The organism is Massilia sp. FBCC-B171 (genome assembly GCF_059134155.1).
In genome coordinates this window covers 2,082,261-2,104,879 of record NZ_CP101443.1, presented here as the reverse complement: position 1 = coordinate 2,104,879, position 22,619 = coordinate 2,082,261, and the positions used below count along the sequence as shown (strand labels likewise).

Genomic DNA, 22,619 nt, shown 5'->3' with positions numbered 1-22,619 from the left:
CTTCGATTCGCGGTGACCGCCAGACCTCCTGTATCCACCTGGACCTGCGCCACAAAAACCAAAATCGCCGTCGAGCGGCGATTTTGGCTGTGTATTCTGAAGGCGAGGACGGGAGTCGAACCACGTCTGGGCGGCTTTGCAGACCGCTGCATACCTCTTTGCTACCTCGCCATGAACAAATAATACGCCTGCCGGGCTGGGAGGATTTGATCCGGCACAGTCCCCCTCAGGCTGCGAACATCGAGCACGATGAACGGCCGTCCGGAAATGCAAAAATCGCCAACGCGTGGCGATTTTTGGCGGTGTTCCGAAGGCGAGGACGGGAGTCGAACCACGTCTGGGCGGCTTTGCAGACCGCTGCATACCTCTTTGCTACCTCGCCATGAATCTATGGTACGCCTGCCGGGATGGAAGGCTTTGATCCGGCTCACTCAGCCCCGGTCAACCATTCAGATAAACGGCCAGCTTAGCTTGCGTTTCACGTGCAGGACCGTGCGCGTGGCGACGTAGGCAATCGCAAAGCCAAACGCCAGCAGGCAGCGCGCATCGAGCATGGCGGCCAGGAAGACGCCGGCGACGGTGGCAGCGGCCACCAGCACCATCAGGGCGAGCTCGATGCTGAGGAAAAATCGGGCGGCGTTACGCCAGGTGCGCAGCGCGAGGGCGCCGGCTTCTTTGATCGTGTGGATGTTGTGACCCATGGTCTTCTTCATAATCTTGAACGGGACCAGAAATGCAAAAATCGCCAGCGAGTGGCGATTTTTGGCTTTTTTCTGGAGGCGAGGACGGGAGTCGAACCCGTCTAGACGGCTTTGCAGGCCGCTGCATAACCGCTTTGCTACCTCGCCATTAGGTATCGAACGACTGCCGAGGTGGACGGTTATGTTCCACTTCAACAGGAGAAGGGGGAAGGTCTTCTCTGAATTCTGGAGCGGGAGAAGAGTCTCGAACTCTCGACCTCAACCTTGGCAAGGTTGCGCTCTACCAACTGAGCTACTCCCGCTTAGGAGTTGTTACATGCACGCTTCATGGAGCGGGAGAAGAGTCTCGAACTCTCGACCTCAACCTTGGCAAGGTTGCGCTCTACCAACTGAGCTACTCCCGCATGGAGTGTGTTACCGATTACTGCTGCCCCAGATAACTGGAGCGGGAGAAGAGTCTCGAACTCTCGACCTCAACCTTGGCAAGGTTGCGCTCTACCAACTGAGCTACTCCCGCATTCTGGAACCACCGATTATCGCAGAAATGATTTCAATTTCCAAGACAACCCGTTACTACTGACTTCTGCAAACTCTGGAGCGGGAGAAGAGGCTCGAACTCTCGACCTCAACCTTGGCAAGGTTGCGCTCTACCAACTGAGCTACTCCCGCTTTGTCTGTCGTTTGCTGTGATGTCGTCACAACAGGCAAGCATTATAGATGATCTGATCCGTACGTCAAGGATGCCAGAGAATTAATCTTACAGATTCCCGCCTTTTTCCTTAATCACTGGCCACGCGCGGCGCAGGTAGTAGAACATCGACCACACCGTCAGCACGCCCGCCACCCACAGCAGGACCTGGCCCCAGAAGTGGATATCGATGCCCAGCAGCGTGTCATGGAACAGCAGCATCGGGATAGCGGCCATCTGGGCGGCGGTCTTCACCTTCCCCAGCGAACTGACGGCGACCGACTTGCGCGCGCCGATTTCGGCCATCCACTCGCGCAGGGCCGAGATCGTGATTTCGCGGCCGATGATGATGAAGGCGATGACCGCATCCACGCGTTGCAGCTGAATCAGGATCAACAGTGCGCCGGCGACCATCAGCTTGTCGGCGACCGGGTCGAGGAAGGCGCCGAAGGCGGAGGTCTGGTTCCAGCGGCGCGCCAGGAAGCCATCGAACCAGTCGGTGATGGCGGCGACGATAAAGACGACGGTCGCTGCCAGGTTCTGGTCGGCATGCGGCAGCCATTGTGGGGGGAGATAGTAGACGCCGACAACGAGGGGAATGAGTGCTACGCGTAACCAGGTCAGGAGAATCGGGATGTTAAGCGGCATAAGGGGTGATCTGGCTTACGGTTGAAAAAAGCGTGCGCCGCTAGTCTACATGGGTATTGCTTTTTAAACCAGTTGAGGTCGATGGCGTGGCGGCGCCACCAGGATCAGGGCCGGATCAATGGCAGCCATTCAATGCAGCTGCCGATAAATCTCTTCCGCCAGCGCGGTCGAGATGCCCTCGACCTGGCACAGGTCTTCGACGCTGGCGTCGACCACGCCGCGCAGGCCGCCAAAGCGCGCCAGCAGGCGCTGGCGGCGTTTGGCGCCGATACCCTCGATCTCTTCCAGGCGCGAGGCCTGGCGCGTCTTGGCGCGCTTGGCACGCATGCCGGTGATGGCAAAGCGGTGCGCCTCGTCGCGAATCAGGGCGACCAGCATCAGCGCGGCCGATTCCTTGCCCAGTTCCTGGGGCGCGCGGCCGTCGGCGAAGATCAAGGTTTCAAGGCCGACCCGGCGCCCTTCTCCCTTGGCGACGCCGACGATCAGGCCGATGTCGAGCCCCAGCTCGGACAGCACCTGGCGCGCCATCTCGACCTGGCCCTTGCCGCCGTCGACGAGCACGACGTCGGGCATGACGCCGTCGCCGCCCACCACTTTTTCGTAGCGGCGCATCAGCACCTGGCGCATCGCCGCGTAATCGTCGCCCGGCGTGATGCCGTTGATGTTGTAGCGCCGGTATTCCGAGTTCTGCATGGCGTGGTGATGGAACACGACACAGGACGCCTGCGTCGCCTCGCCCGCCGTGTGGCTGATGTCGAAGCATTCGATGCGCAGGGTTTCGAGTTCGGCCGCGTCCAGCCCCAGGGCCTCGGCCAGCGCGCGCGTGCGCGACTGCTGCGACCCTTGTTCAGACAGCAGGCGGGCGAGCGAGATCTCTGCGCCCTTTTGAGCGAGCTCAAGCCACTGGCGGCGCTGCCCCTGCGGCTGGAAGATCAGGTTGATGCGGTGCCCGCACTGCTCGGCCAGCGCCACGATCAGTTCCGGCTGGTCGAACTCGATATTCAGGATCAGGGTGCCAGGGATGAATTTATCCGTGTAATGCTGGACCAGGAAAGCGGCCAGCACCTCGCACTCGATCGACAGCTCGGCAATCGCTTCGGCAACCTGGGTCGGGAAGTAGGCGCGGTCGCCCAGGTGGCGCCCGCCGCGGATCATCGCCAGGTTGACGCAGGCGCGCCCGCCCTGCACCACCACGGCGATGACGTCGACGTCGGCGTCGCCGGTCGTTTCCATGCTTTGCTGGTGCAGCACGCGCGAGAGCGACTGGATCTGGTTGCGCACGCCGGCGGCCTGCTCGAACATCAGCTTCTCGGCAAAGCCCTGCATCTTGTGCTGCAGGTCTTCCATGACCTCGGTCTGGCGTCCGCGCAGGAACTTGGCGGCGTTCTCGACATCGACCTTGTACTCTTCCTTGTCGATCAGGTTGACGCACGGGCCGCTGCAGCGCCCGATCTGGTGCAGCAGGCAGGGGCGCGTGCGGTTGGCGAACACGCTGTCCTCGCAAGTGCGCAGCATGAAGACTTTTTGCAGGATCTGCATCGATTCCTTCACCGCCCAGGCGCTCGGGAAGGGACCGAAATACTGGTTCTTGCGATCGAGCCCGCCGCGGTAATAGGCCATGCGCGGGAAGTCGCCGCTCGTGATTTTCAAATACGGGTAGGACTTATCGTCGCGAAACAAGATGTTGTAGCGCGGCTTCAAGGCCTTGATCAGGTTGTTTTCCAGGATCAGGGCTTCGGCCTCGCTGTGCGTGACCGAGGTTTCCAGGCGCGCGATCTTGCTGACCATCATCGCAATGCGCGAGCTCGACACGTTCTTCAGGAAATAGCTCGACACCCGCTTTTTCAGGTCGCGCGCCTTCCCGACATACAGCACGGCGTCGTTGGCGTCGAAATAGCGGTACACGCCCGGCAGGTTGGGCAGCTTGGCCACGGTGGCGAGCACGTGGGCGCGCGCGTCCGGCTGCGCGTCGGGACTGATTTCTTGATTCGCTTCGGTCATACGGTGATAAAGCCCTTACGCCTCCTGAGTGACGATCACAAAAGCCACACCATAGTCGGCCTCGTCGCTGATCGTCACCTGGGCGGTCAATTTGTTCTGTCGCATGAATTCCTCGAGCGCGCCGCTACAGACGATGGTCGGCTTGCCGCTCGGGGCGTTGAGCATCTGGGCCGAGCGCCAGGTCATCGGCATGCGCATGCCCAGGCCAATGGCCTTCGAGAACGCTTCCTTGGCCGAAAAACGCGTCGCCAGGAAGCGCAGGCCGCGCACTTCGCTGCGGGCGCGCCGTGCGTGGTATTTCTCGAGTTCCTGCGGCCCGAGGATCTTTTCGGCGAAGCGTTCGCCGCTGCGCGCGAGCGCCGCTTCGACACGCGAGATCTGGACGATGTCGGTGCCGATACCGTAAATCATTTTGCGCCCAGCGACACGCCCAGGCGCGCCGCCACCATGATGGCCTTCATTTCGCGCACGGCGTTTTCCCAGCCGGCGAAGAGCGCATGCGCGACGATCGCGTGGCCGATGTTCAGTTCGGTGATGTCGCGGATCGCGGCCACCGCCTGCACGTTGGTGTAATGCAGGCCATGGCCTGCGTTCACGACCAGGTTATGGCGCACGCCGGCGGCGGCGCCCGCCTTGATGCGTTCCAGTTCGCGCAGCGCTTCCTCGCCTTCGGCTTCGGCTTCGGCATAGCGCCCCGTGTGCAGCTCGATCACGGTCGCGCCCGTCTGGGCGGCGGCCGCGATCTGCGCTTCGTCGGCGTCGATGAAGAGCGAGACGCGGATGCCCTCGCCTTTCAACTGCTTCACCGCGGTCTCGACTTCCTTGAAATAGCGGATGACGTCCAGGCCGCCTTCGGTCGTGACTTCCTCGCGCCGTTCGGGCACCAGGCAGACGTCCTGCGGGCGCACCTGGCAGGCAAAATCGATCATCTCCTGCGTGACCGCCGCTTCCAGGTTCATGCGCGTGGCCAGCTGCGGGCGCATCGCCAGTACGTCGGCATCCTTGATGTGGCGCCGGTCTTCGCGCAGGTGCAGCGTGATCAGGTCGGCGCCGGCCTGCTCGGCGAGCAAGGCTGCGCGCAGCGGGTCCGGATAGACGGTGCCGCGGGCATTGCGCACGGTGGCGATGTGGTCGATGTTCACGCCCAGGTCGATGACCTGGCCAACGGGTTGCAGGAAGCTCATGGTGGTATTGGTTTTATAGTTGCATCAGGTCGATCAAAATCTGCCGCGTGTTCAGCGGCACGCCGCCGAGGTGGTGCGCCAGCAGGAAGCGCATCAATTGCTTGCTTTGCGCCTGCGTTGCCGGGTCCGCGTAGTCTTCGCGCTCCATGTCGAGCAGGGTCTTGCCGGAGACAACCGGCCAGACGTCGGAAACACGGGCTTCGCGCGCACCCTTTTCGGGATCGACCACGTAGTCGATCGCCACCTGCACCGCCTCGCGCGTGGTCGTCGAACGTCCCAGGTTGGCGGCGACGCCTGTTTCCTTAAGTAAGGCCCGTTCGAACTTTCGCAAGGCAATTTGTGCCGGTTCGTCGTGCGCCAGCTCGTTGAGCGTCGAAATGTAGTGGTCGAACAATGCCCGGTGCGGGTCGTCGCGTGCGATCAGCTTGACCAGCAGCTCGTTCAGGTAAAAGCCGCACAGCAGCGCGTTGCGCTCGATGGGCAGCATGCCGCCGACCCATTCAGCGTCGATCAGGGTGCGCAGCTCGGACTTGCCGCTCCAGGACACCGAGAGCGGCTGGAAGGTTTGCAGCACCCCGCGCAGCTTCGACAGCGGCCGCTTCGCGCCCTTGGCCACGACCGCGACGCGGCCATGGTCGCGCGTAAACAGGTCGACGATGAGGCTGGTTTCTTTATAGGGATAGCTGTGCAGGACGAAGGCCGGTTGGCCATTGATGCGGGTGTCGCGCACGGGGACGCGGCTGCGGCGCGGCGCCGGTGCGGCCGCGACCGCATAGGCTGCGGGAGCCTCGGCCACCGCAGGCAGGCTGGACGCCTGGGCTGCGTGACCGGGTGTCGCCTTGGCGTCTGGATCTGGGCTCGTCATGCGGTCGGGAAGTCCTCCGACGCTTACTCGTAGCCGTAGGCGCGCAGGCCCGCTTCGTTGTCGGCCCAGCCGGACTTGACCTTGACCCAGATCTCCAGGTACACAGGGCCGCCGAACAGCTTCTCCATGTCCAGGCGCGACTGGGTCGAGATTTCTTTCAGGCGGGCGCCCTTGTTACCGATGATCATCGATTTATGGGTATCGCGCTCGACCAGGATCGCCGCGAAAATCCGGCGCAGGTTGCCCTCTTGCAGGAACTGCTCGATGATCACGGTGCTGGTGTAAGGCAGCTCGTCGCCCAGCAGACGGAAGACTTTTTCGCGCACGATCTCGGCCGCGAGGAATTTCTCGCTGCGGTCGGTGATGTCGTCGGCGCCGAACACCGGCGGGTTTTCCGGCAGGTGGTTGCGGATCTCGCGCTCGAGCGAGTCGATCTGGAAACGCAACTTGGCCGAGACCGGCACGATGGCCGTGAAGTCGCGCAAGGCCGCCACTTTCTGGGCGAAAGGCATCAGGGTCGCCTTGTCCTTCATGTGGTCCGACTTGTTGATGACCAGGATCACCGGGACGTTCTTCGGCAGCAGGTCGAGCACTTGCTGGTCGGCCGGGCCAAAGGTGCCGGCCTCGATCACGAACAGGACGACGTCCGAGGCCGTGAGCGTGTTCGAGACCGTCTTGTTCAGGGTTTTGTTCAGTGCGTTCGAATGACGCGTCTGGAAGCCAGGCGTATCGACATAGATGAACTGGGCATCGTCGACGGTCTGGATGCCGGTGATGCGGTGGCGCGTGGTTTGCGCCTTGCGCGAGGTGATCGACACCTTGGCGCCGATCAGCTGGTTCATCAGCGTCGACTTGCCCACGTTCGGGCGGCCGACGATGGCGATGTAGCCGCAACGGAAGCCTTCGACCGAGGTGCCCTTGCTGGCATCGGTGCGGTCGTTGAAGAAGGCGTTGAGGTCGGCGCCCTGCCCGTCTTCTTCGCGGCCGGTGATGGCCTTGTCCTCGGCCGCGTTATGCACGGGATCAATATTGTCGTCTGGATTATGTTCGGTATTCATACTTCGTTCATGCCTGTTTGGTGGGGGCGGCGGAGGACGCGACTGCGGGTGCATCGGCAGCCTCCTCGCCCTGGATGGTGGCGATGCCGGCCAGCTTGAGCTGGGCGGCACGCGGCTTGGCCTTGCGGCCGGCGGCCGGGGTCTTGCGCAGCGCCTGTTCGGCGACTTCCAGCGCCAGGCGCGCGGCGGCCTGTTCGCCGGCACGGCGGCTGCCGCCGCGCCCGAAGACCTGGATATTCAGCTTCGGCACCAGGCATTCGATCTCGAACTCCTGGCTGTGGGCCGCGCCATGGGTGGCGATGACGTTATAGGTTGGCAGCGAGATCTTGCGGCTCTGCAGGAATTCCTGCAGCAGGGTCTTGGCATCCTTGCCGAGGGTGCGCGGATCGACCGTATCGAGCAGCGGAATGTAAAAGGCGCGGATCGCGTCGCGCGCGGCATCGAAACCGGCGTCGAGGAAAATCGCACCGAGCAGGGCCTCGAGGGTGTCGGCCAGGATCGAGGGACGGCGGAAACCGCCCGATTTCAGCTCGCCTTCGCCCAGGCGCAGGAATTGCGACAATTCGAGCTTCTGGGCGATTTCGTAGAGCGACTGCTGCTTGACGAGGTTGGCGCGCAGGCGCGACAGGTCGCCCTCGTCGAGGTGGCTGAAGCGCTCGTACAGAATGGAGGCCACGACGCAGTTCAGGATCGAGTCGCCGAGGAATTCGAGGCGTTCGTTATGCAGGCTGCTATGGCTGCGGTGTGTCAGGGCCTGCTGCAAGAGGCCAGCATCCCGGAACGTGTAACCCAAGCGCGTTTGCAATAACTGAAGATTCATTGTCGATGTATTGTAGTACGGCCGCCGCGAAGACGGCGCTTGCTGCTCGGTTGGACGGCGCCGGGCGGCGCGCGCCATGGTGATGTGTCCGCCTGGACGCCGGCGCCAGGCCGGCTGCCTGCGCCCGTGGCTGCCGGCTGGCGGATCAGTCGGCTTTTGCCGCCACGACCCCGCTCGGGTCGGTCGTGCCATCGTAATCGATGACCAGGGTGGCGCGTTCGGTCAGCGGAATGCGCTTCTCGTAGGCAAAGCTGACTTCCGGAACCGCACCGTCGCGGCTGATGACGAGGTCGCGCCCGCGCACTGCCTCGACGTCGTTGATGCCGGCGTACTTGTCGAAGGCTTCGCGCATCTCGGCGGGGCTGCCGCCGACCGCTTTCGCGCGCACGATGCCGTCACGCACGGCGCGGTACTCGAGGAAGGATGGCACGATCTTGATGGCCAGGAGCGCAAACGCGCCCAGTACCATCAGCACCAGGATCAGCCCTGTGAGCGAAATACCGCCCTGCCTGCGCAGGGAAACCGGGGTGCGGTCGACCATCTTCTCTCCTTGTGGATGTCGCAAACGAACTTACTTGATGCCGCCGATGCGCTTCGGATCGCCGAAGTTCATCCACACCAGGAAGGCCTTGCCGACAATATTCTTGTCCGGGACAAAACCCCAGTAACGGCTGTCCAAACTGTTGTCGCGGTTGTCGCCCATCATGAAGTAATTGCCTGCCGGTACAGTACAGGTAAATTTGTCATAGGAATAGTCACAGGCTTCGCGCTGCGGGAAGCTCTCCACGCTGTCGAGGTTGAACGAGCGCACCATATCCGTGTTCAGGATGCGGTGCTGGCTGCCCGGCAGCTTTTCGATGAGCTGCTTGTGGTAGACCGGCTTCTCGTCGTCGAGGTAGTCGTCCAGCGCCGTGTACTGCACCGGCACGCCGTTCACGCTCAGGCGCTTGTTTTCATAGGTGATCTTGTCGCCAGGCACGCCGATGACGCGCTTGATGTAATCCTGGCTCATGTCCTTCGGGTACTTGAAAACCATGACATCGCCGCGCTGCGGATCATTCAACTGAATCACCTTCTTGTTGATGATCGGCAGGCGAATGCCATAGGTGTACTTGTTCACCAGGATCAGGTCGCCCACCAGCAGGGTCGGCACCATCGAGCTCGATGGGATCTTGAACGGTTCCCACAAGAAGGAGCGCAGGAAGAACACCGCTGCAATCACAGGGAAGAAACTGCCCGAATACTCGACCCAGGTCGGCTGGCGCAAATGCCCTGCTTCCAGCGCGGCCCGGTTGCCGTTGTTGTCGACCTTGATGCCGTCGGCCAGCAACTTGGCCGTGCGTGCATCGTACTCGGCCAGGGCGGCATCGGCGGCGGCGCGGCGCTGCTTGGCCAGGACGAAGATGTCCCAGAGCCAGATGACGCCGGTGAGGACCGTGAGTACGAATAAGATGAGTGCGAAATTTCCCAGGATCGGTTGCAGGTTCATTTATCGTCCACTTGAAGGATGGCGAGGAAGGCTTCTTGTGGAATTTCCACGGAACCGACCTGTTTCATGCGTTTCTTACCGGCTTTTTGTTTCTCAAGCAGTTTCTTTTTACGGCTGATGTCGCCGCCGTAGCACTTGGCCAGCACGTTCTTGCGCAGCGCCTTGACGTTTTCGCGCGAGATGATGGTCGCGCCGATCGCGGCCTGAATCGCCACGTCGAACATCTGGCGTGGAATCAGTTCGCGCATCTTGGCGGCCACCTGGCGTCCACGGTAAGGCGCGTTGGCGCGGTGCACGATGATCGCCAGCGCATCGACCTTCTCGCTGTTGATGAGCATGTCCACCTTGACCACGTCGGCCGAGCGGTATTCCTTGAACTCGTAGTCCATCGAGGCGTAGCCGCGCGAGGTCGACTTCAGGCGATCGAAGAAGTCGAGCACGATTTCGGCCATCGGGATTTCGTAGTGCAATTTCACCTGGCGGCCGTGGTAGGCCATGTCCATCTGCAGGCCGCGCTTGCCGTTACACAGCGTCATCACCGCGCCGACATATTCCTGCGGCATGTAGAGATTGACGTCGACAATCGGCTCGCGCACTTCGTTGATCTTCGACGGCTCCGGCATCTTCGACGGATTGTCGACGCGCAGGATGCTGCCATCGCGCATCTCGACCTCGTACACGACGGTCGGCGCCGTGGTGATCAGGTCCATGTCGAATTCACGCTCGAGGCGTTCCTGCACGATTTCCATGTGCAGCAAACCCAGGAAGCCGCAGCGGAAGCCGAAGCCCAGCGCCTGCGACACTTCCGGCTCGTACATCAGGGCCGCGTCGTTCAGCTTCAGCTTTTCCAGCGAGTCGCGCAGCGCGTCGTACTGGTTCGATTCGACCGGGAACAAACCGGCGAACACCTGCGGCTGGACTTCCTTGAAGCCAGGCAGCGGCGCCGGCGCCGGACGGTTGGCCAGGGTGACGGTGTCGCCCACTTTCGCGGCTTTCAGTTCCTTGATGCCGGCGATGATGAAGCCCACCTGGCCTGCGGACAGGGTCGGCAGCGAGACCGAGCGCGGCGTGAAGACGCCGATGCTTTCGACCAGGTTCACCGATTCGGTCGCCATCAGGAGGATCTTGTCTTTCGGGCGCAGGGTGCCGTTGACCACGCGCACCAGCATCACGACGCCGACATACGGGTCGTACCAGGAGTCGACGATCAGGGCCTGCAGCGGCGCATCGACGTCGCCCTTTGGCGGTGGCACGCGCTTGATCAAATCTTCCAGCACGTCTTCCACGCCCAGGCCCGACTTGGCCGAGCACATGACCGCTTCCGCCGCGTCGATGCCGATGACGTCTTCGATTTCCTTCTTGGCGTTGTCCGGGTCGGCGTGCGGCAAGTCGATCTTGTTCAGGACCGGCACCACTTCCACGCCGAGATCCAGCGCGGTGTAGCAGTTGGCCACCGTCTGCGCCTCGACGCCTTGCGAAGCGTCGACGACCAGCAGCGCGCCTTCGCAGGCTGACAGCGAGCGCGAGACTTCGTAGCTGAAGTCGACGTGGCCCGGGGTATCGATCAGGTTCAGGTTGTAGACCTGGCCGTCGCGCGCCTTGTATTGCAGGGCAGCGGTCTGCGCCTTGATGGTGATGCCGCGCTCGCGCTCCAGGTCCATCGAGTCGAGCACCTGCGCGTCCATTTCGCGGTCCGACAGGCCGCCGCACAGCTGGATGATGCGGTCGGCCAGGGTCGATTTACCGTGGTCGATGTGGGCGATGATGGAGAAGTTACGTATGTTGTTCATTAACAAAGCTCAAAACCAAAAAGGGGCGAGGCCGCTGACGGGTGGCCGGCCGGCGCCGCAAACTGCCGGCGCAATACGAAAAAGGCGCTTCGTGTGGGGCTGTTCCTCCCCAGGCGAGCGCCTTATCTCAACGTGATCATGCGAGGGACTAAGCCATGTACGGGCGACCAAAGCTTTTCCAAACCAGGCATTTTACCGGATTTCGGGGTAGAAAGCCCGGAAATCGGCTAGGCGGGCCGCCGGGGCGGCGCTGGGGCCCTATGCCGGCGTTTCCGTCCGGCCCAAGAGGTACCCGCGCACGGCGGCTTCGTCGAGGAAGTAGTGGCACAGCTCGGGCTCGTCGAGCCGCCCGTAGAGCACCGGCACCAGCTCGTCGAAGCGTTCGACCAGGGCCGGGTCGGCATCGACGTCGATGACCTCGACCGTGAATGGCTGCCCCGCGGGCGCCAGCGCCTGCAAGGCCGCCAGCATGTCGTCGCAAAGGTGGCAGTAGCTGCGCGAGTAAAGCGTAAATTGCATCACTTGCCCGGTTTGATGACGAGGTACTGCGTCACGTTATCGCGCCGCACCAGCACCGCCACGCTCTTTTTCGGGTCCAATTTGGCAGCCAGGCCATTGAACTGGGCCGCGTCCTTGATCTCGACATTGTTCATTTGCAGGATCAGGTCGCCCGGACGCACGCCGGCGCTGGCTGCCCTGCCCTCGGAGGCATCGACCACCACGCCGCCCTCGAGCTTCAGGCCGCGGCGCTGTTCCGCGCTCAGGTTCGACACGGCCAGGCCCAGCGGGTTCGGCGCCGCGCCAGGGGTGCTCTTGCCCGGCTGCGGCTTGACCGCAACGGCTTTTTCGTCATCGAGCGCGACGATCGTGACCGGCACCTCGAGCTGGGCGCCGCGGCGCCAGACGGTGACGCTGGCGCGGGTGCCGACTTTGGCCGCACCCACCAGGCGCGGCAGGTCGCGCGTAGTTTCGATCGGCGCGCCATTGAACTTGAGGATGATGTCGCCGACCTTGATCCCGCCCTTCTCGGCCGGCCCGCCTGCTTCGACCATCGACACTTCGGCGCCGCGCGCCTTGCCCAGGCCGAGCGACTCGGCCACGTCGCGCGTGACTTCGCTGATCTGCACGCCCAGGCGCCCGCGCGTGACGCGCCCGGTTTTCTTCAGCTGGTCGGCCACGCGCATGACTTCGTCGATCGGCACCGCGAACGAAATGCCGTTGTACGCGCCGGAGAGCGTGGCGATCTGCGAATTGATGCCGATGACTTCGCCGCGCATGTTGATCAGGGGGCCGCCCGAATTGCCCGGATTGACGGCGACATCGCTCTGGATCAGCGGCAGATATTCGCCGGTGTCGCGCGACTTGGCCGAAATGATGCCGGCCGTGACGGTGTTGTCGAGGTTGAAGGGCGAGCCGATCGCGATCACCCATTCGCCGACCCGGATCTTGCTCGAGTCGCCGGTGCGCAGGTAAGGCAGGTTCGTGGCGTTCACTTTCAAGAGGGCGACGTCGGAGCGGCGGTCCGCCCCGAGCACCTTGGCCTTGAATTCGCGGCGGTCGGTCAGCGTGACCGTGACCTCGTCGGCGCCCTCGACCACGTGCGCATTGGTCAGCACATAGCCGTCGTCGGACACCATGAAGCCGGAGCCGACCCCGCGCTGCACTTCCTCCTCTTCCTGCTGCGGCTGGGGCGAACGGCGGCGCGGGATCGGCTGGCCGAAGAAGCGGCGCAGGAATTCCTGCATTTCTTCCTCGCCCGGCCCACCCTGTCCCATGCGCACGCGCTCGGTGGTGCGGATGTTGACGACCGCGGGGCCGGCCTTGTCGATCAGGTCGGAGAAATCGGGCAAACCCGTGACCACCGGCGTCGGGACCGGCGCGGCGGCATGGGCGACAGGGGGAAGGAAAAGGCCGGCGCCCGTCAACAGCAGGGCCGACAGGACTGCACCAGCAAAATTTTTGCTTGTCATGAGAGTCAGGGAGTGAGGACGGGATTGACGTTATGGTAAGCCAAAACCCGGCGTCTTGTCGCGCATCCCGGCCGTTGGCCGTTCAGGCGCCCTGCAAGCTGCAATCTGGCGCGGATGCACCACGATGGAAGACCGGCGCTGCGCCGGCGATACTGGTCCAACCTGTGGCTTGGGTGGAAACGAGCCCGGCGGGCATTGCACCCGCAGGGACGCGCAGACCTGGCGGACTTCAGGAGCCCGGGGTCGACGCCGCCAGCGCCGCCGGCTGCTTGGCGCGCTCGAGCTCGGCGACCGGGCGGCGCGGGTGCAGCGGCTCGTCGGCCAGGCGCGCGGACAGGCGTGCCGCGAAGCCGGGCGACAGGTCGGCAGACTCTCCCGTGCGCAGGGCGTCACCGATCAGGTGATACACTTCCCACGCTGCTATTCCATCGGCCGTGCGCAGGGCTGCGCAGGCCAGCTCGTGGTCGTCCTTCGGCAACGCGTCGTCGCTCAGGGCGGAGATACGTTCGCGGTTCTTTTTGTTCGTGTCCATCGGTAGTCCATAGCTGTGTGATCCAACATGCCAAGGTTTAGGGAACCTCGGCTAACCCGGTGCTGCACCTGCTCAGGGCTCGTTTGCGACCACCTTCGCTACCGACGTTTGTCAGCCGGAAAATCAAGCAAAGGCTTTAATTTTTCGGCGATGACTTCGCGTGCGCGAAATATCCTGCTGCGCACCGTTCCAATCGGACAAGCCATCACTTCCGAGATTTCCTCGTAGCTCAAACCCTCAATTTCGCGCAAAACGATCGCAGTCCGCAATTCGAGCGGCAATGCTTCCATTGCTGCGTTGACCGTGTACGCGATCTGCTTGCTCGCCAACACCGATTCCGGCGTGTTTATGTCGCGCAAGCTGTCCGCATCGTCAAACCCTTCGGCACGTTCCGTATCGGCCTCGGTCGAGGTCGGCGCGCGCCTGCCTTGTGTGACGAGATAATTCTTTGCGGTGTTAATGCCTATTCTGTAGAGCCAAGTATAAAACGCCGATTCACCGCGAAAATGGCGCAAGGCCCGAAAAGCCTTAATAAAGGTTTCTTGCACCACATCTTCAGCTTCGGCGGGGTCGTGCACGAGGCGCGACACCAAACGCATCAGCCTGCGCTGATACTTCGCCACCAATAAGTCGAACGCCCCCCTGTCACCGGCCTGGACGCGTTCAACCAGCAGTTGATCACCCTCGCGTTCTGTTGTCACTGACCGTGCCCCTTGCACACCCGGCCGGAGAGCTGTCGAAAAACCTGCCGCGCGAGGAAATTTTTGGTGACTTGCCCGACCCTGCGATGCTCGCCGCCCTTGCGTTCGGCAAGCATGCGCCGCGGAGCACGACCAAAAAATTCTTGCGCTTGCTACGGTTTTTTGAGGCCTCTCCAGCCTAAGAGTTGGCTGACTGCAATAAGTTCAAAGTATTTCGGTTGTCGGTGCTGCACGTTCATGGCGCCTGCACAAGGTGCCGATTGCAACGCGCAGCGCCCGGTATTCAAAGGGCGCCAGGCTGTCGCGCAGAACCGCTACGATGTGCTTGTGTCCGCTTTCATCGGCCAGGTGCAAGAGCAAGAGCGAGGGCCAGATGAGTGTGGCGGGCAACAGCCTGACGACGGTGCCGCTGGACGCCAGCGCTTCGGCCCCCATCCGTTGTTGTACCGTCAGGTGCAGGGTGCCGGTTCCAGATACATCAATCCGGTGCGTCTTTGTCGCGCCAGCCCATCCGCGCAAGGAAGCGAGTGCTGCAAGCAGGAAAAAAGCGGCGCAAAACGCCGCACCGGCGACGCGTTCGGGCAACACCAGGCCGACCAGGACGGCCGCGCACAGCTGCGCCAGCGCGAACAGCAGGAGCGCTGTGCGCAGAAGGCGTGACGGCGCAACGCGTGCGGACACGGCAAGGGACACGGGTATGGAGGAAAAGTAAAACGGAACGCCTGCCGCGCGCGGGGTGCGGCAGGGTCAGGCGTCCGATCCGTTGTTAGACAGGACCGGACGCAGCAGGTTCAGAACCTTAATTTAAACTTTGGCGAAGACGAGGGTACCGTTGGTACCGCCGAAACCAAACGAGTTCTTCACGGCATAATCGATCTGCATGTCGCGCGCCGTGTTGGCCACGAAATCGAGATCGCAGGCCGGATCCTGGTTGAACATGTTGATGGTCGGCGGCGAGATCTGGTTGTGGATCGCCAGCACCGTGAACACCGACTCGAGTCCGCCTGCGCCGCCCAGCAAGTGGCCGGTCATCGACTTGGTCGAGTTGACCGCCAGCTTGTGGGCATGGTCGCCGAAGGTGCGCTTGATGCCCTGCACTTCCGCCAGGTCGCCCAGCGGGGTCGAGGTACCGTGCGCATTCACATAGTGCACCTGGTCGGGATTGATCCCGGCATTGCCCATGGCCGACACCATGCAGCGGCTCGCGCCACTGCCGTCTTCCATCGGCGCGGTGATGTGGTTCGCATCCGCGCTCATGCCGAAGCCGAGCAGCTCGGCGTAGATCTTCGCGCCGCGCGCCTTGGCGTGCTCGTATTCTTCCAGCACCATGACACCGGCGCCCTCGCCCAGCACGAAGCCGTCGCGGTCGCGGTCCCAGGGACGCGAAGCCGTGGCCGGATCGTCGTTGCGCGACGACAGTGCGCGTGCCGAGGCGAAACCGCCCAGGCCCAGCGGCGAGATGGTCGACTCGGCACCGCCGGCGATCATCACGTCGGCGTCGCCGTATTCGATCAGGCGGCCAGCCGCGCCGATGCAGTGCAGGCCCGTGGTGCAGGCCGTGACGATGGCCAGGTTCGGACCACGCAGGCCGTATTTGATCGAGAGGTCGCCCGAGATCATGTTGATGATCGACGCCGGCACGAAGAACGGCGAAATGCGGCGTGGGCCGCGCTTGTCGTACTCGTCCTTCTGCTCTTCGATCCGCGGCAAGCCGCCAATACCCGAACCGACGATCACGCCGATGCGGTCGGCGTTTTCTTCAGTAACTTCGAGGCCCGAGTCCTTCAGCGCCTCAATACCCGCTGCCATGCCGAAATGGATGAAGGTATCCATGTTGCGGGCTTCCTTGGCGGGGATGAAATCCTCGATATTGAAGCCTTTGACTTCGCCCGCAAAGCGGGTCGAAAATGGCGCTGCATCGAACTTGGTGATGTTGGCAATGCCCGACTTGCCAGCCAGCGCTGCGCTCCACGTGTCGGCGATGTTATTGCCGATAGGTGAAATACAGCCCAGGCCGGTAATGACGACGCGGCGGTTGCGTGAACGGCTCAAGCGATTCTCCCGAAAACTAAAACAGCTTAGGCCTTGACGTGCGCAGTTGCGTAGTCGATTGCCTGCTTGACGGTGGTGATTTTCTCAGCCTGTTCGTCAGGGATTTCCATTTCGAATTCGTCTTCCAGGGCCATCACCAGTTCGACGGTGTCCAGGGAATCAGCGCCGAGGTCGTCAACAAACGACGACTCGATTTTGATGTCGGCTTCTGCAACACCCAGTTGCTCAGCGACGATTTTTTTAACGCGTTGTTCGATATCCGACATGTTATGGCTCCATTAGGTATGTGTTGCGGAAAGTGCGCGCATTTTATCAGGTTTGCGCGCTGAAAAACTAGTTTCGGCGTGTGACGCTAATTCGACCGGAACTCCTGCTAAAAGATGAGATCCTGCCGCGATTCAAAAACGGGTCAATGTAATCGACCGCCCCCTATTCGCGGCTTTTGCATCAATTCATGTACATGCCGCCATTCACGTGCAGCGTAGTACCGGTGACATAGGCGGCGGTCGGACCGGCCAGGAAGGCCACCGCATGGGCGATGTCTTCCGGCTGGCCGAGGCGGCCCAGCGGGATTTGCGTGAGCAGCGCTTCGTGCTGGCCTTCGCCCAAACCACGGGTCATGTCGGTATCGATGAAACCGGGCGCGACGCAGTTGACGGTGATGTTGCGGCTGCCGATTTCGCGGGCCAGGGCGCGCGCCATGCCTTCCACGCCCGCTTTCGCGGCGGCGTAGTTCATCTGGCCAGGATTGCCCGACGAGGCCACCACCGAGGTGATGTTGATGATGCGGCCAGCCTTGGCCTTCATCATGCCGCGCAACACGGCGCGCGACAGGCGGCCGACGGCGGTGAGGTTGGTCGCGATCACGCTCTCCCACTCCTCGTCCTTCATGCGCATGGCCAGGTTGTCCTGGGTAATGCCGGCGTTGTTCACGAGGATGCCGACGGTGCCGAAAGTTTTTTGCACTTCGTCCATAACGGCCGTGCAGCGCGCCGCATCGGTGACGTCCAGCACGAGGCCCTTACCGCCGAACTCGGCCAGGTAGGCCGTGATCGCTTCCGCGCCGGATTCGCTGGTGGCGGTACCGACGACTTTTGCACCCTGACGGGCCAGCTCGAGTGCGATGGCCTTGCCGATGCCGCGTGAGGCACCGGTGACGAGAGCGACTTGGTTTTCCAGATTCATGTAATTCTTTTCCTTATCTATAACAGGGGCTCAGGCGCCCTTAATGCTTTCCAGCACGCGATCGATCGCGGCCTGGTCAGTCAGCGCTTCGCCCACCAGCACCGGATCGATGCGTTTCGCCATGCCGATCAGGGTCTTGCTCGGGGCGCATTCGATGACCTGGGTAACGCCCTCGCCCGCCATCTTCTGCATCGTCTCGACCCAGCGCACGGGACCTGCGGCCTGGCGTACCAGGGCATCCTTGATCGCTTCCGGGTCTTTCAGGATAGCGACATCGACGTTGTTGATCAAATCGATGCGCGGCGCGTTGAAGTTCAGTTTTTCCATGTACTCGCGCAGCCGGTCCGAAGCAGGTTTCAGGAGCGACGAGTGGAACGGCGCCGACACCGACAGCTTCATGGCGCGCTTGGCGCCCTTGGCCTTGGCGATCTCGCAGGCGCGGTCGATTGCCGCGGCGTGGCCGGCGATCACGATCTGGGTCGGCTCGTTGAAATTCACGGCTTCCACCACTTCGCCCTGGGCCGCTTCCAGGCAGACGGCGCGCACGTCGTCGGCGGAGAGTCCCAGCACGACGGCCATGCCGCCCTGCCCGACCGGCACCGCTTCCTGCATCGATTGGGCGCGGAAGCGCACCAGCGGCACCGCGTCCTTGAAATCGATCACGCCGGCGGCGACCAGGGCCGAGTATTCGCCCAGGCTGTGGCCGGCGACAATCGATGGCGCCGGGCCACCGGCGGCGATCCAGGCGCGGTAGACGGCCACGGCCGCGGTCAGCATGACCGGCTGGGTGTTGGTGGTGAGGTCGAGGTCTTCCTTCGGCCCTTCGGCGATCAGGCGGCCCAGGTCCATGCCGAGCGCCTCGGAGGCTTCCGCCACGGTCTGGTCGACGACGGCATTGCCGGCGAAGCCGTTCAGCATGCCGACCGCTTGTGCGCCCTGGCCGGTAAACAGGAATGCGAATTTGCTCATCTTATTATGTTCCTTGTGAATTCGAGGACGTGGCGCGCGCTTAGCGCTGCGCCTTACATGCGCGCCAGAATCGCGCCCCAGGTAAAGCCGCCGCCGACGCCTTCCATCAGGATATTGTCGCCTGCTTTGATGCGACCATCGCGCACCGCAAGGTCAAGCGCCAACGGAATCGAGGCGGCCGAGGTGTTGCCGTGCTCGTCGACCGTGACGACCATGCGATCGAGCGGCAGGCCGAGTTTCCTGGCGGTGCTCTTCATGATGCGGATATTCGCCTGGTGCGGGATCAGCCAGTCGACGTCGGCCGGCGCCATTTGCGCGGCATCGAGCACTTCGTTGGCGACTTCTTCGAGTACGGTGACGGCCAGCTTGAACACGGCCTGGCCATCCATGTGCAGGAAACCGCCGCTGGCGGCGCTGCCGGCCGGGCTTGGCGGGATCGACAGGATGTCGGCATGGGTGCCGTCGGCATGCAGTTTCGAGGCCAGGATGCCCGGCTCGCTCGAGGCGCTCAGCACCACGGCGCCGGCGCCGTCGCCGAACAGCACGCAGGTGGTGCGGTCTTCGAAATTCAGGATGCGCGAAAACACCTCCGAGCCGATCACCAGCACCGTCTTGTGCATGCCCGACTTGATGAAGGCGTCGGCGGTCGCGACCGCGTAGACGAAACCGCTGCAGACGGCCTGCACGTCGAAGGCCGCGCTGTGGTTGGCCATGCCCAGCTTTTGCTGGACGATGCAGGCCGTGCTCGGGAAGCTGCCCTGGAAGTCCGGGGTCGAGCTGGCGACGATGACCATGTCGATCTCGCCCGGGGCCTTGCCGGCCATCTCGAGCGCGCGCTGCGCGGCTTCGACCGCGAGGTCGGAGGAATTCTGGTCGGCTGCGGCGTAGTGGCGCGCGGAAATGCCGCTGCGCGACACGATCCACTCGTCCGAGGTCTCGATGCCCTTGGCGGCCAGTTCAGCGGCCAGCTCCTCGTTGGTGACCCTGCGCGCCGGCAAATAGCTGCCGGTGCCGATGATTTTGCTGTAGACAGTCATTACATCTCCACCCGAATTCCGTCGTCTATCAAACCTGCCGCTGGGCGTCAGGCGTTTCTGGCATGAGTTCGGCGATCATCGCCGACAGCTGCTCTTGTACATTATTTTTCGCCGCATCGAAAGCACGCCGGATGGCCCATTCGAAGGCGTACGCATTGGCGCCGCCGTGGCTCTTGAAGACCAGGCCCTTCAGGCCGAGCAAACCGGCGCCATTGTAGCGCTCGGGATTGAGTTTCTTCAGGGCGCCGCGCGCGATCAGTGCGCCGAGCATCGACAGCGCACTTTGCTTGAAGACCGACTTCATGAAGCGCGACAGGCCTTCGATGGCTTTGAGCGTGACGTTGCCGACGAAACCATCGCAGACGACGACGTCGGCCGTACCCTTGAAGATGTCGTTGCCTTCGACGTTGCCGTAGAAATTCAGGGCGCCGCGCTCGTGGTCGGCGCGCAGCAGCAGCGCCGTTTCCTTCACGACGTCATTGCCCTTGATTTCTTCGGTACCCACGTTCAGCAGGCCAATCGTCGGCTGCCGGCCTTCCATGGCCGCGAACAGGACCGAGCCCATGATCGCGAACTGGTGCAGGTGGTGCGGGCTGCAGTCGACGTTCGCGCCCAGGTCGAGCATATAGGTCGGACCGTTTTTCTGGTTCGGCAGGATCGAGCAGATCGCCGGGCGGTCGACGCCGGCCATGGTTTTGAGCACATAGCGCGAGACGGCCATCAGGGCGCCGGTATTGCCGGCCGAGACGCAGACGTGGGCGCTGCCGTCCTTGACCAGCTCGACCGCGACGCGCATCGAGGAATCTTTTTTGCGGCGCAGGGCCACTTCGATCGGATCGTCCATCTCCACGACTTCGGAGGCGTGCTTGACCGTCAGGCGCGGATTGGCGCCGGCGTGGTGTTTTTTCAGCTCGGCGCGGATTGCCTCTTCGACGCCGACGAGAATCAGTTCGGCTTCCGGCTGTTGCTTGAGGAAGGACAGGGCTGCCGGGATGGTAACGGAAGGACCGTGGTCTCCGCCCATGCAGTCGATGGATATTTTAATTGTCATCTGTGGGGGGGTGCAACTGCGCTCACGCGGTGGTGGCGGCAAGACGCATACGCGAATTAAACGCATGCCGGTCCGGGACAGAAACCGTAATGGTGCGCGAACATCGGCGACCGGGGACAAAGAAAAAGCGGCGCCACGCACTCAACATACGTTGCACCGCTTTCATGGTACAGAAAAACAAGACGGCGATTACTCGTCGTTCTTGGTCTTCAGGACTTTGCGACCACGGTAAAAGCCGTTCGGGCTGATGTGGTGGCGCAGGTGGGTTTCACCGGTCACAGGCTCGACTGCCAGGTTAGGGGCAACCAGGAAATCGTGCGAGCGGTGCATACCGCGCTTCGATGGGGACTTCTTATTCTGCTGAACTGCCATGATGACTCCTAATACTAAAGTTCTAAAATTCTAACACAATCGATTTGCAAAAACATGCACATCGAGTATCCCACCGGCAATCTCACGATTGCCGACATGTTTGTAACGCTGCCCTGACATACTCGACTGTGCACGCGTCTGACTACAACTGCTTTACTGCAAACTGCTTATTCGGATTTCAGGTTCTTCAAGCCGGCAAACGGCGAGACCTTTTCAGACTTCAGGTTGTCGAGCAGCGGCGTGCTCGGACATACCTCGTGTTTCGGCGACTGCGGCAGGGCCAGCAGTGCTTCGTCCTCGAGCAGCTCGCGGATATCGGCAGCGTGGCTGCCGACGATCACGTCGATGCTTTCATCGTCGAGGACTTCTTCCATGCCATCGGCTTCCTCGTCGTCACGCCCCAGCACCAGCTGGGTCGCCGAGTCCATGTGGTAATCGAACGGGGCCAGGCAACGCTGGCATACCAGCTGGACGGTACCTTCGACAGACAAGGTCATCGTCGGATAATCCTGCGGCGTCGTGCCGCCCTGGATCGACCAGGTGATCGCGCCGCTGTCGTTCGCGCAATCGGCGGCGAGGCGGGGCATCTCCGTCAGCGGGGTGACCCCTTCGCGGTGGCCGTTGGTCCGGCAAAATTCAAAAGCGTCGATGACAAAAGCGCTCATTGCAGAAAACGTCCCCGGAAAACCTGCGATAATAACAGGGTTATCCACGCGCAGTCAAAGACTTGGCGCGTTTTTTTGGTCCTGACGCCCCTGGCTGTTGCTGTGATTCACGGCCCTGGCGCCCTGCTCTGCCGCATTCATCAGCATTGCTTGCCGGGAGGCGTCATCCATCTGTTTTTCTTATAGATTCCTTGAGCGCGCACATGATACCAAGTTCTACCGTAACGCGCCTGATTTTAGCGTCGAGCTCCAGCTACCGGCGTGAATTGCTGGGCCGCCTGCACCTGCCTTTCGAGGCAATCGCACCCCATATCGACGAGACGCCGCGCGCCGGCGAAGCCCCGCAAGAGACCGCCCTGCGCCTGGCGCGGGCCAAGGCCGAAGCAATTGCCCGCCACTATCCGGGGGCGCTCGTGATCGGTTCCGACCAGGTCGCCACCCTGGACGGCGAGCAGATCGGCAAACCGGGCGACCACGCCCGCGCGCTGGCGCAATTGCAAACCATGCGTGGACGCGAGGTCGTGTTCCATACGGCGCTCTGCCTGTGGGACGGACGCGTCAGCGCCGCGGGGCAGTCGGAACATGTGCAAGTTGAAAACGTGCAGGTCTTCGTGCGTTTCCGCGACCTGCCCGACGCCGAACTCGACGCCTACCTGCGCATCGAACAGCCCTATGACTGCGCCGGCAGCGCCAAGAACGAGGGCCTGGGCATCGCCCTCATCGAACGCATCGACTCTTCCGACCCGACCGCCCTCACCGGCCTGCCCCTGATCGCCTTGACCGGCATGCTGCGCCGCGCCGGCGTGGCTTTCTTCGGCGTTTAACCCTTTTTTTCCTGACT

26 protein-coding genes and 7 tRNA genes are annotated in these 22,619 nt (G+C 62.5%); 2 read left to right on the top strand and 31 right to left on the bottom strand.

Going from position 1 to position 22,619, the window contains the following annotated elements; genetic code table 11:
• Positions 1–100: 100 nt before the first annotated feature.
• The 22 genes from NMB41_RS09630 to rpoE all read right to left on the bottom strand — a co-directional run bounded on the left by NMB41_RS09630 (position 101) and on the right by rpoE (position 14,447).
• Positions 101–171 (bottom strand) — tRNA-Cys (locus NMB41_RS09630).
• 140 nt (positions 172–311) lie between these two features.
• Positions 312–382: transfer RNA gene (locus tag NMB41_RS09625), tRNA-Cys, on the bottom strand.
• A 67-nt stretch (positions 383–449) separates the two neighbouring features.
• Positions 450–701, bottom strand: coding sequence for a hypothetical protein (locus NMB41_RS09620; RefSeq protein WP_494382230.1), 252 nt, complete (start codon positions 699–701; stop codon positions 450–452).
• A 73-nt stretch (positions 702–774) separates the two neighbouring features.
• Positions 775–848: transfer RNA gene (locus tag NMB41_RS09615), tRNA-Cys, on the bottom strand.
• A gap of 79 nt (positions 849–927) precedes the next feature.
• Positions 928–1,003 (bottom strand) — tRNA-Gly (locus tag NMB41_RS09610).
• A 26-nt stretch (positions 1,004–1,029) separates the two neighbouring features.
• Positions 1,030–1,105: transfer RNA gene (locus NMB41_RS09605), tRNA-Gly, on the bottom strand.
• A gap of 37 nt (positions 1,106–1,142) precedes the next feature.
• Positions 1,143–1,218: transfer RNA gene (locus NMB41_RS09600), tRNA-Gly, on the bottom strand.
• Positions 1,219–1,294: 76 nt separating this feature from the next.
• A tRNA-Gly gene (locus NMB41_RS09595) sits at positions 1,295–1,370 on the bottom strand.
• An 88-nt stretch (positions 1,371–1,458) separates the two neighbouring features.
• Positions 1,459–2,037, bottom strand: coding sequence for a CDP-diacylglycerol--glycerol-3-phosphate 3-phosphatidyltransferase (gene pgsA, locus NMB41_RS09590; RefSeq protein ID WP_494382229.1), 579 nt, complete (start codon positions 2,035–2,037; stop codon positions 1,459–1,461).
• Between the two features lie 129 nt (positions 2,038–2,166).
• Entirely contained in the window at positions 2,167–4,038 is a 1,872-nt protein-coding gene (uvrC, locus tag NMB41_RS09585) for an excinuclease ABC subunit UvrC (RefSeq protein ID WP_494382228.1), read from the bottom strand.
• Positions 4,039–4,053: 15 nt separating this feature from the next.
• Entirely contained in the window at positions 4,054–4,449 is a 396-nt protein-coding gene (gene acpS / locus NMB41_RS09580; protein ID WP_435758621.1) for a holo-ACP synthase, read from the bottom strand.
• Positions 4,446–5,222, bottom strand: a complete 777-nt coding sequence (gene pdxJ / locus NMB41_RS09575; RefSeq protein ID WP_494382227.1) for a pyridoxine 5'-phosphate synthase — start codon at positions 5,220–5,222, stop codon at positions 4,446–4,448. Before pdxJ ends, acpS begins: the two co-directional genes overlap by 4 nt.
• 13 nt (positions 5,223–5,235) lie before the next feature.
• On the bottom strand, positions 5,236–6,087 hold the full coding sequence (gene recO / locus NMB41_RS09570; RefSeq protein ID WP_494382226.1) for a DNA repair protein RecO: 852 nt from the start codon (positions 6,085–6,087) through the stop codon (positions 5,236–5,238).
• 23 nt (positions 6,088–6,110) lie between these two features.
• A complete protein-coding gene (gene era / locus NMB41_RS09565; RefSeq protein WP_494382225.1) occupies positions 6,111–7,145 on the bottom strand; it encodes a GTPase Era in 1,035 nt (344 codons plus the stop codon).
• A 7-nt stretch (positions 7,146–7,152) separates the two neighbouring features.
• Positions 7,153–7,938, bottom strand: a complete 786-nt coding sequence (gene rnc / locus NMB41_RS09560; RefSeq protein WP_494382224.1) for a ribonuclease III — start codon at positions 7,936–7,938, stop codon at positions 7,153–7,155.
• 172 nt (positions 7,939–8,110) lie between these two features.
• Positions 8,111–8,506, bottom strand: coding sequence for a DUF4845 domain-containing protein (locus NMB41_RS09555; protein ID WP_494382223.1), 396 nt, complete (start codon positions 8,504–8,506; stop codon positions 8,111–8,113).
• Positions 8,507–8,536: 30 nt separating this feature from the next.
• Positions 8,537–9,454, bottom strand: coding sequence for a signal peptidase I (gene lepB / locus NMB41_RS09550; protein WP_494382222.1), 918 nt, complete (start codon positions 9,452–9,454; stop codon positions 8,537–8,539).
• Positions 9,451–11,244: a translation elongation factor 4 gene (gene lepA / locus NMB41_RS09545; protein WP_494382221.1), complete on the bottom strand. Its 1,794-nt coding sequence runs from the start codon at positions 11,242–11,244 to the stop codon at positions 9,451–9,453. Before lepA ends, lepB begins: the two co-directional genes overlap by 4 nt.
• A gap of 258 nt (positions 11,245–11,502) precedes the next feature.
• Positions 11,503–11,763: a glutaredoxin family protein gene (locus tag NMB41_RS09540; RefSeq protein WP_494382220.1), complete on the bottom strand. Its 261-nt coding sequence runs from the start codon at positions 11,761–11,763 to the stop codon at positions 11,503–11,505.
• The gene (locus NMB41_RS09535; RefSeq protein ID WP_494382219.1) at positions 11,763–13,214 is read right to left on the bottom strand and encodes a DegQ family serine endoprotease; all 1,452 of its coding nucleotides are present in this window, start codon (positions 13,212–13,214) and stop codon (positions 11,763–11,765) included. Before NMB41_RS09535 ends, NMB41_RS09540 begins: the two co-directional genes overlap by 1 nt.
• A 229-nt stretch (positions 13,215–13,443) precedes the next feature.
• The gene (locus NMB41_RS09530) at positions 13,444–13,746 is read right to left on the bottom strand and encodes a sigma-E factor negative regulatory protein (RefSeq protein WP_494382218.1); all 303 of its coding nucleotides are present in this window, start codon (positions 13,744–13,746) and stop codon (positions 13,444–13,446) included.
• Positions 13,747–13,844: 98 nt separating this feature from the next.
• Positions 13,845–14,447, bottom strand: coding sequence for an RNA polymerase sigma factor RpoE (rpoE, locus tag NMB41_RS09525; RefSeq protein ID WP_494382217.1), 603 nt, complete (start codon positions 14,445–14,447; stop codon positions 13,845–13,847).
• Between rpoE and NMB41_RS09520 the strand changes: the two genes are divergently transcribed.
• Positions 14,441–14,629: a hypothetical protein gene (locus tag NMB41_RS09520; protein ID WP_494382216.1), complete on the top strand. Its 189-nt coding sequence runs from the start codon at positions 14,441–14,443 to the stop codon at positions 14,627–14,629. The genes rpoE and NMB41_RS09520 overlap by 7 nt on opposite strands.
• A gap of 22 nt (positions 14,630–14,651) precedes the next feature.
• On the opposite strand, the gene NMB41_RS09515 is transcribed toward NMB41_RS09520, so the two are convergent.
• From NMB41_RS09515 to NMB41_RS09475, 9 genes are all read right to left on the bottom strand, one after another.
• Positions 14,652–15,140 (bottom strand): protein YgfX, encoded by a 489-nt coding sequence (locus NMB41_RS09515; protein WP_494382215.1) that lies wholly within the window; start codon positions 15,138–15,140, stop codon positions 14,652–14,654.
• Between the two features lie 111 nt (positions 15,141–15,251).
• Positions 15,252–16,499: a beta-ketoacyl-ACP synthase II gene (fabF, locus tag NMB41_RS09510; protein WP_494382214.1), complete on the bottom strand. Its 1,248-nt coding sequence runs from the start codon at positions 16,497–16,499 to the stop codon at positions 15,252–15,254.
• A 26-nt stretch (positions 16,500–16,525) separates the two neighbouring features.
• Positions 16,526–16,765, bottom strand: coding sequence for an acyl carrier protein (gene acpP / locus NMB41_RS09505; protein ID WP_020653257.1), 240 nt, complete (start codon positions 16,763–16,765; stop codon positions 16,526–16,528).
• Between the two features lie 181 nt (positions 16,766–16,946).
• Positions 16,947–17,684 (bottom strand): 3-oxoacyl-ACP reductase FabG, encoded by a 738-nt coding sequence (gene fabG, locus NMB41_RS09500; protein ID WP_494382213.1) that lies wholly within the window; start codon positions 17,682–17,684, stop codon positions 16,947–16,949.
• A 30-nt stretch (positions 17,685–17,714) separates the two neighbouring features.
• Positions 17,715–18,653, bottom strand: a complete 939-nt coding sequence (gene fabD, locus NMB41_RS09495) for an ACP S-malonyltransferase (protein WP_494382212.1) — start codon at positions 18,651–18,653, stop codon at positions 17,715–17,717.
• A gap of 53 nt (positions 18,654–18,706) precedes the next feature.
• Positions 18,707–19,690, bottom strand: a complete 984-nt coding sequence (locus tag NMB41_RS09490; RefSeq protein ID WP_494382211.1) for a beta-ketoacyl-ACP synthase III — start codon at positions 19,688–19,690, stop codon at positions 18,707–18,709.
• Between the two features lie 28 nt (positions 19,691–19,718).
• Complete coding sequence (plsX, locus tag NMB41_RS09485) at positions 19,719–20,741, bottom strand: phosphate acyltransferase PlsX (protein ID WP_494382210.1); 1,023 nt, start codon at positions 20,739–20,741, stop codon at positions 19,719–19,721.
• Positions 20,742–20,930: 189 nt separating this feature from the next.
• Entirely contained in the window at positions 20,931–21,113 is a 183-nt protein-coding gene (gene rpmF, locus NMB41_RS09480; protein ID WP_055936259.1) for a 50S ribosomal protein L32, read from the bottom strand.
• A gap of 167 nt (positions 21,114–21,280) precedes the next feature.
• On the bottom strand, positions 21,281–21,778 hold the full coding sequence (locus tag NMB41_RS09475) for a YceD family protein (RefSeq protein WP_494382209.1): 498 nt from the start codon (positions 21,776–21,778) through the stop codon (positions 21,281–21,283).
• A gap of 203 nt (positions 21,779–21,981) precedes the next feature.
• On the opposite strand from NMB41_RS09475, the gene NMB41_RS09470 reads away from it, so the two are divergent.
• Positions 21,982–22,602, top strand: a complete 621-nt coding sequence (locus NMB41_RS09470; protein WP_494382208.1) for a Maf-like protein — start codon at positions 21,982–21,984, stop codon at positions 22,600–22,602.
• Positions 22,603–22,619 lie beyond the last annotated feature (17 nt).